We start from the raw sequence: 15,913 nt of genomic DNA, 5'->3' as shown, positions 1-15,913 counted from the left end.
TGGGTGGTGTCGGGGTACGCGCTGGCCTTCGGCATCGCGCTGGTCCCGGCCGGGCGGCTCGGGGACGCCTTCGGCCGTCGCCGGCTGTTCCTCATCGGCCTGGTCGCCTTCGTCGCCTGCAGCGCTGCCGCCGGGGCGGCGCCGTCCGTCGGCTGGTTGATCGCCGCCCGGCTCGCCCAGGGTGTCGCGGCCGGCGTCCTGGCCCCGCAGAACTCCGCCCTGATCCAGCAGCTGTTCCGTGGGCCCGAGCGCGGGCGGGCCTTCGGCTTCTTCGGTGCGACGGTCGGCATCTCCACCGCCGTCGGGCCGGTGGTCGGGGGCACGCTGCTGGCGCTGGCCTCCGGTCCGGAGGGCTGGCGGTGGATCTTCTACGTCAACGTGCCGATCGGCGTGGTGGCCTTCGTGCTCGCCCTCCGCCTCATCCCCGCGCGCGAGAGCGGCGGGCACGGGCGGATCGACGTCCCCGGCGTCCTGCTGCTGGGCATCGGTGCGCTGGCGTTGCTGTTCCCACTGGTGCAGGCCGAGTCCGGCGGCCTCGTCCGGTTCTGGTGGTGCTTCCCGCTGGGTGTGGTGCTGCTGGTGTCCTTCCTCCGCTGGGAGAAGCGGGTGGTGCGGGCCGGCAAGGACCCGGTCTTCGACCCCCGGCTGGTGACCCGCACCCGCGGCTACGCGCCGGGACTGGCGCTGGGCACCGTCTACTTCATCGGCTTCAGCGGCATCTGGCTCACCTTCGCGCTGTACTTCCAGACCGGGCTGGGCTGGACGCCGCTGCAGTCCGGGCTCGCCGTGACGCCGTTCGCGGTGGGCTCGGCGTCGGCCGCGGTGGTCGCCGGCCGGCTGGTCGAGCGGTACGGCCGGGCGCTGACGGTGCTGGGCCTGGCCGGGGTCTCGGTGGGGCTGACCGCGACAGCCGTCGTCGTGGCGACCGTGCCGCCGGAGGTGCTCGGCTGGGCGATCGTCCCGACCCTGCTGCTGGCCGGCATCGGCGGCGGGTTCGTCGTCTCGCCCAACGTCACCCTGACCCTGCGCGACGTCCCGGTGGAGATGGCCGGCTCGGCCGGCGGGGCGCTGCAGACCCTCCAGCGGTTCGGCGGCGCCATCGGCACCGCCGCGCTGCCGGGCCTGTTCTACCTGGTGCTCGCCCACACCGACCAGCGGTACTCGTGGGCCGCCGCAGCCGCCCTCGCCGTGGCCGTGGTGGGCGCGCTGGCCGCGCTCGTCATCGGCCTCCTGGACTGGCGGCACGACCGCCGGGACGACGCCCGGCACGCGCAGCGGGCACCGCAGGACGCCGACCTCGCCCGCGAGCACCTCGAGTTCCACGGCAGCCACGCCGCCCACCCCTGAACCGCGGGTGTCGGCGACGGCGGGCGGGGTAGCGGGAGGGAGCCGCCGTCCGCCGGCCCTGCTCCGGCGGGCCGCGGCGGGGAGCGCGGCCCATCCGAGAGCGAGGACAGCGCATGAGGGCACGCCGCACCGGCACCGGCCACCGGGTCACGCGGCTGGTCGCCGTCCCGTGGGCGCTGTGGGGGACGGCGATGCTGGTGCGGCCGGGCGACGTCACGCGGCTGGCCGGCGGGCCCGAGCCGGCGCACTGGGTCGTCCGGCTGCTGGGTGCCCGACTGGTGGCCCAGCACGTGACCGCCTTGGTGCACCCGACGCGGGCCGTGGTGCTGGCCGGGGCCGGGGTGGACCTGCTGCACGCCTCGAGCATGGTGCTGGCCCGGGTGCGCTGGCCCGCCCACGCCCGCCCGGTGTGGGTCAGCGGCAGCACCTCGGTCGCCTCGGCGGTCCTGGGCCTGCTGACCGCACCGGCCGCCCGGCGCTGAGCGGGGGAGGAACTCGGCCCCGGGCTACTCTGCCGAGCGCTGGTGCTCGATCTCGCCGAGGACCGTCTTCCGGTGCCGCCCGAGCTTCTCGGCCCGCTCGGCGCGGTCGAGCTGGGAGTCCCCGTGCATCTCCCGCACCTTCTCCCGGGCCTCCGGAGCCGGCGCGTCGACCAGCTCGGCGGCCTTGCGGGCCTCCTTCGCCGCGTCGGTGTTGGGCACGTGCTGGCCCTCGCCGTGCCGCTTCGCGGCGTCGGTGGCCTGCTGCTCCTCGGGGCTGAGCAGCGCCCAGGCCGCGTCGGGCAGGTAGCGGGCCGTCTCGTGCTCTCCGCGCTCGGCGGTGTCGCCGTCGGCGGTGTGCCAGTCCTGCGCCGTCCACTCCGACAGGTGCTGCTGGGCCTCGGTGCGCTCGCCGTCGTGCACGTAGCCGCCACCTTGGGCCTCGTACTCGGTGGCCAGCAGCTGGCTCTTGCGCGCGCTCCACTGCCCCGGCCGGCCGCCCTTGTCACCGGCCTTGAGCTCCTCCTTGAGCCGGGCGCGCAGCTCCGGCTCGGTGTAGTCGGCCGCGTAGTCGTCCGCGCTCTTCCCGCTCATGGGCTCCCGGTACCCCGGGCCGGCGCCGGTCACGCGGGCTCAGGTGCCGCAGAACGTCCGGTAGGCGCCGAAGTCGACCGGGGCGGGGGCGGCGTACCGCTCCAGGCCGGGGCGGGCGGTGAACGGGTCGGTCACCGCGGCCAGCAGGTCGTGCAGCGGGGCCAGGTCGCCGTCGGTCGCGGCGGTCAGCGCCTCCTCGACCAGGTGGTTGCGCGGGACGTAGACGGGGTTCACCCGGTCCATCGCGTCGGCGTCCGGGCCCGCCGCGCGCCAGGTGGCCAGCCACGCGTCGAACCCGGCGAGGTCGAGGAACAGGTCGCGGGCCGGCGCGACGTCCCCGCGGGCCGCACCGGCCAGGGCGCGGCAGAACGAGGTGAGGTCGACGTGGTCGGCGTGCAGCAGGGCCAGCAGCTGCTGGACCAGGGCGATGGTCACGTCGTCGTCCAGCCCGTCGGGCAGGCCGAGCTTCGCCGCCCAGCCGGCGGTGAAGGCAGCCACGTACTGCGGGCGGAACCGCTCCAGGGCCGGGACGACCAGGGCGACCGCGGCGTCCTGGTCGTCGGCCAGCAGCGGCAGCAGCGCCTCGGCCAGCCGGGCGAGGTTCCACTCGGTGACCACCGGCTGGTTGCCGTAGGCGTACCGGCCGCCGGTGTCGATGGAGCTGTAGACCGTGGCCGGGTCGTAGGCGTCGAGGAAGGCGCACGGCCCGTAGTCGATGGTCTCGCCGGAGATCGTGACGTTGTCGGTGTTGAGCACCCCGTGCACGAACCCGATGAGCATCCACTGCGCCACCAGCCGCGCCTGGGCTGCGACGACGGCCTCGTACAGCGCCAGGTACGGCTGCTCGGCGTCCGCGGCGGCCGGGTGGTGCCGGGCGATGGCGACGTCGGCCAGCCGGCGCAGCAGCGCGACGTCCCCGCCGGCCGCGGCGTACTGGAAGCTGCCCACCCGCAGGTGGCTGCTGGCCACCCGGGCGAGCACCGCGCCGGGCAGCGGGGTCTCCCGGCGCACCGTGCGCCCGGTGGCCACGACCGCCAGCGAGCGGGTGGTGGGGATGCCCAGGGCGGCCATCGCCTCGCTGACCACGTGCTCGCGGAGCATCGGCCCGACCGCGGCCAGGCCGTCGCCGCCGCGGGCGAACGGGGTGCGGCCGGAGCCCTTCAGGTGCAGGTCGCGCACCCGGCCGGCGGGGTCGGTGAGCTCACCGAGCAGCAGGGCCCGGCCGTCGCCCAGCCGCGGGTTGAAGCCGCCGAACTGGTGCCCGGCGTAGGCCATCGCCACCGGTGTGGCCCCGGCGGGCACGGCGGCGCCGGTCAGCAGTGCGACGCCGTCCGGGCTGCGGAGCTGCGCGGCGTCCAGGCCGAGCTCGGCGGCCAGCGGCTCGTTGAGCACGAGCAGCTCGGGGTCCGGGGCCTCGGTGGCCTGCCAGGGGACGGCCATCTCCGGCAGCTCGCGGGCGAAGGAGTCGCCGAGGACGACGGTCTCGTGCGGTGCGACGGTCACCCCTGCGAGGGTACGAGCGCTGCTGCTCCGGGGCAGCCGTCGCCGGTTGACAGTGCTCCGCCGGGCTCCCTACGGTCGGGGCGTTCGAGGACTGCACGAGGGCACGACCCCCTGCACAGCTCCTGGTACGGGGTCCGTCGTGCCCGGCCGCCGCGCGAGGACGCCGGTGGACCCACGCAACGGACAACGGAGTCCCTCATGCCCGGACACACCTCGCACGTCCTCCCGGCCGAGCCCACGCACACCCCGGTCCGACGGCGGCGCTGGCCCTTCCTGGCCGGGCCCGCCGTGGCCGTGGCCGGCGTCGGCCTGCTCGCCGGCACCCTGATCTCCCCGGCCGGCGCCACCGGCGGCGGCTCCGGCGGCGGCACCCACCCCGGTCACCCCGGGGGTCCGGCCAGCGCCACCGTCGAGCCCTTCGGCACCGCCCCCGACGGCACCGCCGTGGAGCGGTGGACGCTCACCAACGGCGGCGTGACCATGCGCGTGCTGACCTACGGCGGCATCATCCAGACCCTCGAGGTGCCCGACCGGTGGGGTCAGGCTGCGAACGTCGTCCTCGGCTTCCCCGACGTGGCCGGCTACGCCGCCGACACCGACCCCTACTTCGGCTCGATCATCGGCCGGTACGGCAACCGCATCGCCGCCGGCGCGTTCACCCTCGACGGCGCGGCCTACCAGCTGCCGCTCAACGACGGCCCCAACACCCTGCACGGCGGGCCCGACGGGTTCGACGACCGCGTGTGGGCGGCCACCCCGGTCGGCGACGAGGGCCTGGCGGCCCTGCAGCTGGACCTGGTCAGCCCGGCCGGCGACCAGGGCTTCCCGGGCACGCTCACCACCACCGTGACCTACCGGCTGGACGCCGAGGGCGCGCTGACCGTGCAGTACCGGGCGACCACCGACGCCCCGACCGTGGTCAACCTGACCCAGCACTCCTACTGGAACCTCGCCGGGGAGGGCTCGGGGACGATCTACGACCACGAGCTGCAGATCGCCGCCAGCGGCTACACCCCGGTCGACGAGACCCTCATCCCGACCGGCGAGGTCGCACCGGTCGAGGGCACCCCGTTCGACTTCCGCACGCCGGTGGCGATCGGTGAGCGCATCCGGCAGGCCGACCAGCAGCTGCTGTACGGGCAGGGCTACGACCACAACTGGGCCCTCGACCGCTCCGACGACGGCGCCCGCGAGGGCTCGGACGCCGAGGACGGGCTCGAGAAGGCCGCGGTGCTGCACGACCCGGACAGCGGCCGCACGATGACCATCTCCACGACCGAGCCGGGGCTGCAGTTCTACTCGGGCAACTTCCTCGACGGCACGCTCGTCGGCACCGGCGGGGGCGCCTACCGGCAGGGCGACGGACTGGCGCTGGAGACCCAGCACTTCCCGGACTCCCCGAACCAGCCGGAGTTCCCGTCCACGGAGCTGCGCCCGGGCGAGGTGTACGACAGCACCACGGTGTTCGAGTTCGACGACTGAGCTGCCGCCCCCGCGTGCCCGGCCGGGCACGCGGGGGCCCTCAGAGGTCCCGGCGGCTGAAGGCCAGCGCGGCCAGCCCGCCCACCATGAGCACCCAGACCGCGGCCCAGCCCAGGTACGCCGGGCTGAGCGCGGTCTGGCTGAGGAAGGGGAAGGCCCCGGCCTCCGCGCCGCCACCGAACTGCACCAGGGCCGAGGGGTCCTGGAAGGCGTGCATCGCCCCGCGCCAGAGCCCGTCGGTGGGCAGCAGCACCCGGGACACGGTGCCCACCCGCTCGACGGCGTCGTTGCCCAGGCCGGCGCCGATGCCGCCGACCACCCCGGCCACCCAGGTCGTGCAGAACAGCCCGACGGCGACCACGCCCGAGGCCATCGGGGAGATCGCCGTGGACAGCAGCACGGTGAGGGTGAGCAGCACGACCGTCTGGGCGGCGAGCAGGCCGAGCGCGACGGCCGGGTCCGGGGGCCAGTAGCCGACGGTGGCCTGCACGACGAGCAGCTCGGCGAGGCCGGCGATGACGACGAAGCCGGCGCCGAAGGCGACCAGCCCGGTCAGCTTGCCCAGCAGGAACGCCCAGCGCTGCACCGGCCGGGCCAGCACGGCCAGCGCGATGCCGGACTCGGTCTCCCCGGCCAGCGTCGGGCCGGCCAGGAACGCAGTGCCCAGCGCGGCGATGAGGCTGAAGCCGAACATCACCAGGTTCAGCACGACCGACGCGGTCAGCCGGGCCTCGCCGCTGGTGAGCCCCTCCGCGGCCAGCCGGGAGAAGCCCCAGCCGCTGAGCGCCAGCAGCAGCACGGTGAGCACGACCAGCGCCAGCAGCACCCGCCGCCGGGTCGCCTCGCGCAGGGTGAGTGCCGCGACGGTGACGACGGTCCCGGCCGCGCTCACCGCCGGGCCTCCTGGCCCTCGCGCAGGATGCCCAGCAGGCGCTCCTCCAGGCTGATCCGCACCGGCTCGACCGCGTGCACCCGCACCCCGAGGGCGACCAGGTCACCGACCAGGTCGGGCACCGCCGTCCCGGCGTCCTCGGCGGGCAGCGCGACGGTGAACCACTCGCCCTCGCGCTCCACCGGGCCGGCTGCGGCCAGCCGCTCGGCCGCCCCGGCGGGCAGGTCGGTCAGGTGCAGCTTCACCTCCCGCTGGCCGAGCAGCTCGGCGAGGGTGCCGGCCGCGGCGACCCGGCCGCGGTCCAGGATCACCACCCGGTCGCAGACCCGCTCGACCTCGCCGATCAGGTGCGAGTTGAGCAGCACCGCGACGCCGCGCTCGCGCAGCGCCAGCACGATGTCGCGGACGTCGACCCGGCCGAGGGGGTCCAGCGCGCTGGTCGGCTCGTCGAGCACCACCAGCTCGGGGTCCGCGACCAGGGCGACGGCCAGCCCGAGGCGCTGCTGCATGCCCTTGGAGAACCCGCCGAGCCGGTCGCCGGCCCGGTCGGCCAGCCCCACCAGCGCCAGGCACTCCCGTTGCCGCTGCGCGCTCACGTCGAGGCCGGAGAGCCGCACGTGCAGCGTCAGCACCTCGGCCGGGGTCAGCCAGGGCTGGTAGCGGAACAGCTCGGGCAGGTAGCCCACCCGGGTCCGGGACGACGGGCGGCGGGCGTCGGTCCCGAGCAGCAGCACCTCACCGGCGTCGGGCCGCACTAGGCCGAGCAGCATCTTGATCACCGAGGTCTTGCCGGCGCCGTTGGGGCCCAGCAGCCCGACCACCTCGCCGCGACCCACCTCCAGCGACACGTCGCTCACCGCCTGCTGCGTGCCGTACCGCTTGCGCAGCCCCGAGCACCAGACGGCCGGTCCGGGCGGCAGGTCGGCCAGCAGCGCGGTGGCGCCGGCCGGTCCTGCTGCCGTCACCGCAGTTCCCGGGCGACCTCGAGCACCTCGTCGGCGTCCAGCGACCCGGCCACGACGGTCACCGTGCCCTCGGACACCCACACCACGGCCGACAGCAGCCCGTCGCGGGTCTCCAGCACCGTGGCCGGAACACCGTCCACGTCGGTGGCCGAGGTGGTCACCCGGTCGGCGGGCACCGGCAGCGGCAGGGTGCCGCCGTCGGCGGTGAAGGTGGCCAGCTGTGCTGCGACGTCGTCGGGCAGGCCGGGCAGCGACAGCAGGTGGTCCCGCAGCGTGTCGAACGGGACGCCGGAGGACGACGCGGTCGGGGCGACGGCGCGGCCGACCACGAGGCCGGGCACCCCGGTGCGGGACTCGAAGACCTGGGCCACGCCCGGGCCGGCGACCAGCTGGACGGCGCTGCCGTCCAGCCCGGCGGGGGTCGGCGGCAGCACCTCGCCGGCTGCCGCGGCCGACGCGGCGGCCCGGTCGGCGGAGTAGGTGAACGTGGCGGTCACCTGGTCACCGACCTGGTAGGTGGGGGAGCCGGTGATCCCGTCGGGCAGCTCGGTCACCTCCGGCACCGTCAGCCCGCTCTCCGCCGCGGCGGTGGCGGCGTCGTCCACGGCGCGCACGTCGGGCTCACCGCTGACCACCACGTCGCCGTAGCCGGTGAGGTCCGGCAGCGCGATCAGGTCGGCGGTGTCGAAGGCGACCGGCTGGACGGCCTCGGTGCGGAACACCGGCAGCCAGTCGTTGGCGGCCGCGGTGCCCGCGCCGGCCAGCACGACGCCGACGGCGACGGTGGCGACCACCGGGCGGCGGAACAGGTCCCGGGAGCGCCGGGTGCGGGCCGGGGCGGGGCGCGGGGTGTCGGCGAGGCCGGTGGTCAGCCGCTGCCAGGCAGCGGGCAGGTCGGCGTCCGGGCCCCCGGCGTCCAGCGCGGCGTGCACGGTGGCGGCGTCCTCGCGGGCGGTGGCCAGGCCGGCCAGGCAGGTGGCACAGCCGGAGACGTGGGTGCGGTCGGCGTCGGAGACGCCGGCGGGCTCGTCGACGAGCCGGCGCAGCACGCCCTCAGTCGGATGACGCATGACGGATCAGCTCCTTGCGCAGGGCGGACTCGGCGCGGCGGACGGTGGTGCCGACGCTGCCGGGGGACATGTCGAGGGCCGCGGCCACCTCGGCGTAGGACAGGCCGCTGTGCCGCAGCACCAGGGCCACGGCCTGCTTCTGCGGCAGCCGGGACAGGCCGGCGCGCACGCGGGCGCGCTCCTCGGCGGTGAGCACCGCCTCGGCGACGTCGGGGGCGACGGTGTCGGCGGTCGCGGCCACCGCCACCTCCCGGGAGGTGCGGCGGCGGCCCGAGCGGATCAGGTTCAGCGCGGTGTGCGCGGCGGCCACGGCCAGCCAGCCGGTCGCCTCGCCGGCGGGCACGGTGGACCGGCCGAAGGCGAGGAACACCTCCTGGGCGACGTCCTCGGCCTCGTCCCGGGAGCCGAGCACCCGGGCGGCGACGCCGACGACCCGCTGGTAGTCGCGGCGGAACACCTCGGCCAGGTCACCCCGCACCGCCGTGTCCGTCACCGCACCACCCTCTCGCGCCGGGCGCCGCGCGCGGACCGCGAGGTCCACCACGACGCCCGGTCGCCCCTGCTGTGCCATGTCCAGAGAGCACCGCCGCGGCCGGGGATGTGACACCCCGGCCGCGGTACGCCCTCAGCGGGCGCCGGCGCCCACCGGCTCGGGGGCCGAGTCCGCCCGCCGCTCCAGCGCGGAGCCCTCGACGTCCAGCTGCGGCAGCCAGGACAGCCAGCGCGGCAGCCACCACGCCCGCTCGCCCAGCAGCGCCAGCGCGGCGGGCACCACGACCATCCGGACGACGAAGGCGTCGACCAGGATGCCGGTGGCCAGCGCGAAGGCGATCGTCTTGATCGTGGCCTCGTCGCCGGTGAAGAAGCCGGCGAACACCGAGAACATGATCAGTGCTGCGGTGACCACGACCGGGGCGGCCTGCCGGAAGCCCCGGCGCACGGCCTCCGACGCGGCGGTGCCGTGGCTGTGCGCCTCGTGCATCCGGGACACCAGGAAGATCTGGTAGTCCATCGCCAGCCCGAACAGGATGCCGATGACCAGGATCGGGGCCAGGCTCAGCAGCGGCCCGGTGCTCGGCACGCCGATCGCGTCGGCCAGCCAGCCCCACTGGAACACCGCCACCGTGGCGCCGAGCGAGGCGCCGATGGTGAGCAGGAAGCCCAGCACGCCGACCAGCGGCACCAGCAGCGAGCGGAAGACCAGCACCAGCAGGACCAGCGCCAGGCCGACGACCAGCACCAGGTACACCGGCAGTGCGGCGTCCAGGGACTCCGAGACGTCGACGCTGACCGCGGTCGAGCCGGTCACGTAGGTGTCCACCCCACCGACGTCGGCCAGCTGGGCACGCAGGTCGGCGACCAGCGTCTCGGTGGCCTGGGTCGCCGGGCCGGACTGCGGGACGACGGTGAGCAGGGCCGCGGTGTCGTCGGCGTTCGGGATCGGCGCGGTGACCGCGACGACGTCGGTCAGCCCGGCGATCCCCTCGCGGGCGCCGGCGGCGGCCTCGGCAGCCCCACTGCCCTCGAAGAGGACGGTGAGCGGGCCGTTGAAGCCCTCGCCGAACCCGGCGGCCAGCAGCTGCTCGGCGCGGGCCTGGGTGCTGTTCTCGGGCATGGCCTGCACCAGCGTGGTCTGCATGGAGAAGAACGGGACGGCGATGACGCCCAGCGCGACGACCGCGGTGAGCAGCGCGACCACCCGGTGCCGGGTGACGGCGGTGACCCAGCCGGCGAGGAAGCCGCGCCCGCGGGCCGGGGCGTCGCCGGTCTCGGCCGGGGCGGTGCGCTGCGTGCGGGGGAGCGTGCGGCGGCCGAGGAACGCGAGCACGGCCGGCACGAGGGTGAGCGCGACCAGGACGGCGACGACGATCGTGCCGGCCGCGGCGATGCCCATCTGGGTCAGGAACGGGATGCCGACGACGGCCAGCCCGACCAGCGCGATGACCACGGTCAGCCCGGCGGTGACCACGGCCGACCCGGCGGTGCCCACCGCGGTCGAGACGGCGGTGCCCACGGTCGAGCCCCGGCGCAGCTCCTGCCGGTACCTGCTGATGATGAACAGCGCGTAGTCGATGCCGACGGCCAGGCCGAGCATGCCGGCCAGCGCCGAGGTGGTCGAGGACAGGTCCAGGAACCCGGTGGCGATGGTGATGCCCATGATGCCGACGCCGACCCCGACGACAGCGGTCAGCAGGTTCATGCCGGCGGTCACGAGCGTGCCGTAGGTGATCGCCAGGATCACCAGCGCGACCAGGACGCCGGCGGCCTCACCGATGCCGCCGATCGCGACGGGCTCGGTGAGCGCCTCGCCGCCGATCTCGACGGTCAGGCCGGTGCCGCGCGCGTCGTCGACGGCGGCCACGAGGGCGTCCTGCTCCTCGACGGTGACCCCGCCGACCGGCTCGGTGTAGGCGACGGTGCTGTAGGCGATGGTCTGGTCGGGGTTGACCGCCGGGGCGGCCGGGTCGAGGGGGTCGCTGGCCGAGACGACACCGGGCAGCTGCCCGAGGTCGGCGACCAGGTCGGCCAGGGCCGCGGCGTTGGTGCCCGCGGTCAGCGGTGAGCCGTCGGGGGACTGCACGACCACCCGGGCGGTGGCCCCGTTGCCGCCGGCGCCGAAGTCCTCCTCGATGAGGTCGAGCGCGGTGGTGGACTCCTGCCCGGGGATGGAGAAGGTGCTGGACGTGGTGCCGGCCAGGGTGGCCGCACCCACGCCGCCGCCGAGGAGCACCAGCAGCCAGACCAGCACGACGGCCAGCCGGTGCCGGTGCGAGAACGCGCCGAGTCGGGACAACAACAGAGCCATGGGTCAGGCCTCCACCTGGTCGGAGCTGGACGTGCCGGTGCTGGACGTGCCGGTGCTGGACGTGCCGGTGCTGGACGTGCCGGTGCTGGACGTGCCGGTGCTCAGGCGGCGGTGGCCGAGCGCGTCGGTGCAGGTGGCGACCACGAACGGCCGCCACTGCGTGGTCTGGGAGTGCCGTGCGGCGGCGAGGGAGAGCACGGCGATGGCGGCCAGCGCGCCGACGACGCGGACCACCCGCTCGGGGTCGGCCGTCGCGGGGTCGACGCCGAAGGCGCGCAGCGCGGCCTCGCCGGCGCCGGTGGGGCCCTCGTCGAGACCGTCGTCCCCGCCCTGGGTGACCGGGCCGAGCATGAGGGCGATCAGGCCGGGGTGGGCCAGCGCGACGTCGGTCAGCGCCTCCACGGCCCGGCGGTCGCGCTCGGGCCCGAGCGGCAGGCCCTCGACCAGGTCGACCACCTGCTGCCCGAGCGCCGTGGACTGGGCCAGCACGGCGGCGTGCAGCGCGTCCTTGCTGGGGAAGTGGTGCAGCAGCCCGGCCTTGGACAGCCCGACGGCGTCGGCGACGGCCTGCACCGAGGTGTGCGCGAACCCGTGCTGGGCGAACAGCGCCGCAGCCCGGTCGAGGATCTGGTCGTCGGCCTGCTGCCGGAACGCTCGGGTCACGGGCACGACCGTAACCCCTCACCGACCACTTCGGTCGGTCCACCGACCAGATCGGTCGGTGGGTTCGCTCACACGGGTCAGGCCGCCGGGATGCGATCCGAGGTGGAGTCGGCGCCGGTGAGCCGGCGCGGCTCCTCGACCTCGACGCCGGGCGCGGTGGAGGCCGCCGACCTGTCCGCCGAGGACCTCGGCGAGAGCACCGCACAGTTGATCGATGCCGGCGGGCCGAGGGTCGGCCTCCGCAACAGACAGCACGTGCCCCTGGTGAACTACCTTGCACGCATGGCGAACACCGCCGATGCGACGTCGTCCGCCGACATCCGGGCCGTGGCCCGGGTCGGTCAGATCTGTGCCCTCTTCGGGTCCCGGGCCGTGGAGCTGTCGGCCGCCGACATCGCCGACGCCACGGGCCTGAACCGGACGACGGCCTACCGGTACTGCGCGTCGATGGCGGCCGCCGGGATCCTGGAGCGGGGCTCCCGTCGGGGCACGTTCGCCCTCGGCGGGCTGATGCTCGAGCTGGGCATCCAGGCGCTGGGCCGCCGCCGCGTGGTGGAGATCGCCGGGCCGCACCTGCAGCGGCTGCGCTCCGCCGTCCGCATGACGGCGGTGCTCGGCATCCGCGGTGCCAGCGGGCCGGTGGTGGCGCTGGCCGAGGAGGACACCAGCCGGGTCGTGGTGATGACCGTGCACCCGGGCACCCGGCTGGAGCCGACCGCGGCCCAGTCGCAGCTGATGCTGGCCTACGGCGACTCCGCCGCCCTGGAGGCCGCCCTGGCCGGGATGCCGGACGCCCAGCGGGCCCGGCTGGAGACCGACGTCCACTCCGCGCGGCGGCAGGGCCACAGCGTCGTGTGGAACGGCAGCACGGTCGCGGTCGCCGCACCCGTGTTCGACGACACGGGCCTGGTGGCCACGGTGGCCCTGCTGGGCGCCGGCGAGCTGGACCTGGAGTCGACGCTGGAGCAGCTGCTGGCCACCGCCCGGGCGCTGAGCGCGGAGCTCGGGCACTCCGGGGAGACCGTCGCCGCCCGCCCCTGACGCCGGGTGCGCCGCAGCCCCCGCGGACCCTTGCCGCACCCGCAGGGTTCGCCGGCGCCGGGGCGGGCAGGGGAGAGCGGACGGTGCCGGCCGGGAGGCCGGCGCCACCGAGAGCCCGTGCACCCCTGCGAGAGGAAGCCCATGTCCACCTGGCTCATCACCGGCTGCTCCACCGGCCTCGGCCGCGCGCTGGCCGAGGCGGTGCTGGCCGCCGGCCACGACGCCGTCGTCACCGCGCGCGACGAGTCGAAGGTCGCCGACCTGGCGGGCGAGCACGTGCTCACCGCGGCGCTCGACGTCACCGTGCCCGAGCAGGTCACCGACGTCGTCCGGCGCGCGGAGGAGCGGTTCGGCGGCATCGACGTCCTGGTCAACAACGCCGGCTACGGCTACCGCGCCGCGGTGGAGGAGGGCGACGACGCCGACGTCCGGGCGCTGTTCGACGCCAACTTCCTCGGCGCCGTGGCGATGGTCAAGGCGGTGCTGCCGGGCATGCGGGCCCGCCGCTCGGGCGCGATCGTGAACATCTCCTCGATCGGCGCGCAGGTCAAGCCGGTCGGGTCGGGCTACTACGCCGCGGCCAAGCTGGCGTTGGAGGGCATGACCGGGTCGCTGCGTGGCGAACTGGCACCGCTGGGCATCTCGGTGACCGCGGTGGAGCCCGGCGGGTTCCGCACGGACTTCGCCGGCCGCTCGCTGACCCAGGCGAGGACGCCGATCGCCGACTACGCCGAGACCGCCGGCAAGCGCCGCAAGGAGGTCGACACCGCTCATGGCACCCAGCCCGGCGACCCCGCCCGGGCGGCCACCGCGATCATCTCCGCGGTCGAGTCCGCCGAGCCACCGGCGATGCTGCTGCTGGGGACCGACGCCCTCACCAGCTACCGCGAGGTCCTCCGGGCGCAGTTGGCCGAGGCCGACGCCTGGGCGGAACTGACCACCAGCACCGACTTCGACGCCTGAGCGACGCGGCAGGGGAGCCGTGCCGGTGTCCTGGCCGGCTCTCCCTGCCGCCCGCCTGCGCCGGGGAGGACCGCTCTGCACCGGCCTTGATTCATCCCATGATCCCACCTCTGTGTGGTCTACTCCCGCGGTGACCGCCGCCCCGGGCCCCCAGGCCCAGCAGCGCGGCGTGCTCGCCGCCGTCGTCCTCACCGCGCTGAACCTGCGGACCGCGGTGACCGGCTTCAGCGTGCTGATCGGCACGGCCGGCGACGCGCTGCGGTTCGGCCAGCTCGTGGCCGGGGCGATCGGCACGATCGTCACCGCCTGCTTCGCGGTCGCGGCCTCCGCCGCACCGGCCCTGGTGCGCCGGCTGGGGCTCGAGCGCACCGCCGCGCTGGCGCTGACGGCGACGACGGCCGGCATCGTGCTGCGCGCGCTGGCCTGGTCGCCCGGGGTGCTGCTCGGTGCGTCGGTGCTGCTGTTCGCCGGGGTCGGCGCCTCCAACGTCGTGCTCATCCCGATCGTCAAGACGCACTTCCCGACCCGGGTGCGCACCCTCAGCACCGTCTACATGGTGCTGCTGCAGGTCGGCCAGCTCGTCGCGCCGCTGGTGGCGCTGGCGCTCGCCACGATCGCGGGCTGGCGGACGGCGTCGGGGGTGTGGGCGGTGTTCACCGCCGTCGCCGCGGTGCTGTGGGTGCGCGCCGCCCGCGACCGCGCGCCGGGGACCCCGGCGCCGGCCCGCCCGGCCGGGCGGGCGGTGCTCGCGCGGTCACCGCTGGCGCTGGGCCTGATCGGGCTGATGGCGATGACGGCGCTGCACGTCTACACGCTGATCACCTGGCTGCCCACGATGTACACCGACGCGGGCGTGGGGGAGACGTCGAGTGCGTTCCTGCTGTCCTGGTTCGCCGGGCTGGGGCTGGTCGCGGCCTTCGTGGTGCCGCCGCTGGCCGGGCGGCTGGCCAACCCCTACCCGGTCGTCGTGGTCTGCGCGGCGCTGATGGCCGTGGGCTACCTGGGCATGCTCACCGCGCCCGCGGGCGGCGCGTTCGCCTGGGCCACTGCCTTCGGCCTGGGCGTCAGCACCTTCCCGCTGTGCCTGACCCTCATCGGCCTGCGCACCGCCGACGCCGCCTCGGCGTCGGCGCTGTCGGGCCTGGTGCAGGGCATCGGCTACGGGATCGGCTGCGTCGGCCCGCTGGCCCTCGGCGCGCTGGACCAGGCCGCCGGCAGCTGGCGGCCGGCGTACCTGGTGCTCGCCGCGACCCTCGTGGTCACCCTCGCCGCCGGCTGGTGGGCCTGCCGCCCGCAGCCCGCCCCCGTGTCCGCCGTCCCGGCCGCCGCGCGGCGGGGCTGACCCGGTGGCCGAGGACCCCGCACTGCGGCGGGCAGCGCTGGGGACGCAGGTCGCGCAGCTGTTCCGGGACGAGGTGAGCAGCGGGCGGTGGCCGGTCGGCGGGCAGATCCCGACCGAGAGCGAGCTGGTCGCGTGGAGCGGCGCCGGCCGCAACACCGTGCGGGAGGCGATCGGCTCCCTGGTCGAGGCCGGCATCCTCCGCCGGGAGCAGGGCCGCGGCACGTTCGTGCTCACCACCTCCGACGTCCGCGCCTCACTGGGCCGGCGGGTCGCGGCGACGTCCCGGCGGGACAGCCTGGAGCTGCGGCTGGCCCTGGACGCCGCCGCGGCCCGGATCGCCGCCGTCCGGCGCACCGACGACGACGCGCGCCGGCTCGAGGCGCTGCTGGCCGCCCGCCGGGAGGCGTGGGCCGACGGCGGCCCGGCCGACCGCGCCCGCGCCGACACCGCCCTGCACCGGGCCGTCGTCGCGGCCACCGGCAACGTGCTGCTCGCCGAGGTCTACGAGGGGCTGCTCACCGTCTTCGAGGTGGTGCTCGACGACGACGTCCAGGGCGCCACCGACGACCTCGCCGAGCTGCACGACCAGCTGGTCGCCGCCGTCGCCGACCGGGACCCCGACCGCGCCGCGACCGCGATGGCGGCCCTGCTGCAGCCGATGATCGACGACCTCGGGCCGGCCTGAGCCCGCCGTCCACCACCCGTGCGGGTCGGGCTGCCCGGCGTCGCCCGACCGACGCCGGGCGGTGCGCGCTAGCATCGTGCC

The 15,913-nt window shown here is 75.9% G+C and carries 15 protein-coding genes; 7 read left to right on the top strand and 8 right to left on the bottom strand.

Going from position 1 to position 15,913, the window contains the following annotated elements; all coding sequences use genetic code 11:
• Both GCU67_RS15215 and GCU67_RS15210 read left to right on the top strand, forming a co-directional pair.
• Positions 1 to 1,347 (top strand): MFS transporter (locus GCU67_RS15215; RefSeq protein WP_163612049.1); only part of this gene is annotated, 1,347 nt, incomplete at its 5' end.
• Between the two features lie 113 nt (positions 1,348 to 1,460).
• On the top strand, positions 1,461 to 1,829 hold the full coding sequence (locus tag GCU67_RS15210) for a hypothetical protein (protein ID WP_163612048.1): 369 nt from the start codon (positions 1,461 to 1,463) through the stop codon (positions 1,827 to 1,829).
• A 24-nt stretch (positions 1,830 to 1,853) separates the two neighbouring features.
• Here GCU67_RS15210 and GCU67_RS15205 read toward each other — a convergent pair whose 3' ends face one another.
• Entirely contained in the window at positions 1,854 to 2,420 is a 567-nt protein-coding gene (locus tag GCU67_RS15205; protein WP_163612047.1) for a hypothetical protein, read from the bottom strand.
• A gap of 39 nt (positions 2,421 to 2,459) precedes the next feature.
• Positions 2,460 to 3,923, bottom strand: coding sequence for a protein adenylyltransferase SelO family protein (locus GCU67_RS15200; RefSeq protein WP_163612046.1), 1,464 nt, complete (start codon positions 3,921 to 3,923; stop codon positions 2,460 to 2,462).
• Positions 3,924 to 4,121: 198 nt separating this feature from the next.
• On the opposite strand from GCU67_RS15200, the gene GCU67_RS15195 reads away from it, so the two are divergent.
• A complete protein-coding gene (locus tag GCU67_RS15195) occupies positions 4,122 to 5,405 on the top strand; it encodes an aldose epimerase family protein (protein WP_163612045.1) in 1,284 nt (427 codons plus the stop codon).
• Between the two features lie 40 nt (positions 5,406 to 5,445).
• Here GCU67_RS15195 and GCU67_RS15190 read toward each other — a convergent pair whose 3' ends face one another.
• From GCU67_RS15190 to GCU67_RS15165, 6 genes are all read right to left on the bottom strand, one after another.
• The gene (locus GCU67_RS15190; RefSeq protein ID WP_163612044.1) at positions 5,446 to 6,297 is read right to left on the bottom strand and encodes an ABC transporter permease; all 852 of its coding nucleotides are present in this window, start codon (positions 6,295 to 6,297) and stop codon (positions 5,446 to 5,448) included.
• The gene (locus GCU67_RS15185) at positions 6,294 to 7,262 is read right to left on the bottom strand and encodes an ABC transporter ATP-binding protein (RefSeq protein WP_338105040.1); all 969 of its coding nucleotides are present in this window, start codon (positions 7,260 to 7,262) and stop codon (positions 6,294 to 6,296) included. Before GCU67_RS15185 ends, GCU67_RS15190 begins: the two co-directional genes overlap by 4 nt.
• Positions 7,259 to 8,332 carry a hypothetical protein gene (locus tag GCU67_RS15180; RefSeq protein WP_163612043.1) on the bottom strand — a complete coding sequence of 358 codons (1,074 nt, stop codon included), beginning with the start codon at positions 8,330 to 8,332 and terminating at the stop codon, positions 7,259 to 7,261. The genes GCU67_RS15185 and GCU67_RS15180 overlap by 4 nt, the downstream gene beginning before the upstream one ends.
• Entirely contained in the window at positions 8,316 to 8,825 is a 510-nt protein-coding gene (locus GCU67_RS15175; RefSeq protein WP_338105039.1) for a sigma-70 family RNA polymerase sigma factor, read from the bottom strand. Before GCU67_RS15175 ends, GCU67_RS15180 begins: the two co-directional genes overlap by 17 nt.
• A gap of 132 nt (positions 8,826 to 8,957) precedes the next feature.
• Positions 8,958 to 11,138: an MMPL family transporter gene (locus tag GCU67_RS15170; RefSeq protein ID WP_163612041.1), complete on the bottom strand. Its 2,181-nt coding sequence runs from the start codon at positions 11,136 to 11,138 to the stop codon at positions 8,958 to 8,960.
• A 3-nt stretch (positions 11,139 to 11,141) separates the two neighbouring features.
• A complete protein-coding gene (locus tag GCU67_RS15165; protein WP_163612040.1) occupies positions 11,142 to 11,801 on the bottom strand; it encodes a TetR family transcriptional regulator in 660 nt (219 codons plus the stop codon).
• Between the two features lie 90 nt (positions 11,802 to 11,891).
• On the opposite strand from GCU67_RS15165, the gene GCU67_RS22510 reads away from it, so the two are divergent.
• From GCU67_RS22510 to GCU67_RS15145, 4 genes are all read left to right on the top strand, one after another.
• Positions 11,892 to 12,842: an IclR family transcriptional regulator gene (locus GCU67_RS22510; protein WP_163612039.1), complete on the top strand. Its 951-nt coding sequence runs from the start codon at positions 11,892 to 11,894 to the stop codon at positions 12,840 to 12,842.
• 141 nt (positions 12,843 to 12,983) lie between these two features.
• Complete coding sequence (locus GCU67_RS15155; RefSeq protein ID WP_163612038.1) at positions 12,984 to 13,805, top strand: oxidoreductase; 822 nt, start codon at positions 12,984 to 12,986, stop codon at positions 13,803 to 13,805.
• A gap of 130 nt (positions 13,806 to 13,935) precedes the next feature.
• Positions 13,936 to 15,147: an MFS transporter gene (locus GCU67_RS15150; RefSeq protein WP_163612037.1), complete on the top strand. Its 1,212-nt coding sequence runs from the start codon at positions 13,936 to 13,938 to the stop codon at positions 15,145 to 15,147.
• A 4-nt stretch (positions 15,148 to 15,151) separates the two neighbouring features.
• Complete coding sequence (locus GCU67_RS15145) at positions 15,152 to 15,832, top strand: FCD domain-containing protein (protein ID WP_163612036.1); 681 nt, start codon at positions 15,152 to 15,154, stop codon at positions 15,830 to 15,832.
• Positions 15,833 to 15,913: the final 81 nt, after the last annotated feature.

This window comes from Modestobacter muralis, from assembly GCF_010682105.1.
Taxonomy (GTDB): Bacteria; Actinomycetota; Actinomycetes; order Mycobacteriales; family Geodermatophilaceae; genus Modestobacter; species Modestobacter muralis.
The sequence above is the reverse complement of the archived record's forward strand: the minus strand, read 5'-3'. Positions and strand labels throughout refer to the sequence as shown.

Bases quoted from the DNA above. Each gene is read 5' to 3' on its own strand.
- GCU67_RS15210 (WP_163612048.1), top strand. From the start codon at position 1,461: ATGAGGGCACGCCGCACCGGCACCGGCCACCGGGTCACGCGGCTGGTC.
- GCU67_RS15205 (WP_163612047.1), bottom strand. From the start codon at position 2,420: ATGAGCGGGAAGAGCGCGGACGACTACGCGGCCGACTACACCGAGCCG.
- GCU67_RS15195 (WP_163612045.1), top strand. From the start codon at position 4,122: ATGCCCGGACACACCTCGCACGTCCTCCCGGCCGAGCCCACGCACACC.
- GCU67_RS15180 (WP_163612043.1), bottom strand. From the start codon at position 8,332: ATGCGTCATCCGACTGAGGGCGTGCTGCGCCGGCTCGTCGACGAGCCC.
- GCU67_RS15170 (WP_163612041.1), bottom strand. From the start codon at position 11,138: ATGGCTCTGTTGTTGTCCCGACTCGGCGCGTTCTCGCACCGGCACCGG.
- GCU67_RS22510 (WP_163612039.1), top strand. From the start codon at position 11,892: ATGCGATCCGAGGTGGAGTCGGCGCCGGTGAGCCGGCGCGGCTCCTCG.
- GCU67_RS15155 (WP_163612038.1), top strand. From the start codon at position 12,984: ATGTCCACCTGGCTCATCACCGGCTGCTCCACCGGCCTCGGCCGCGCG.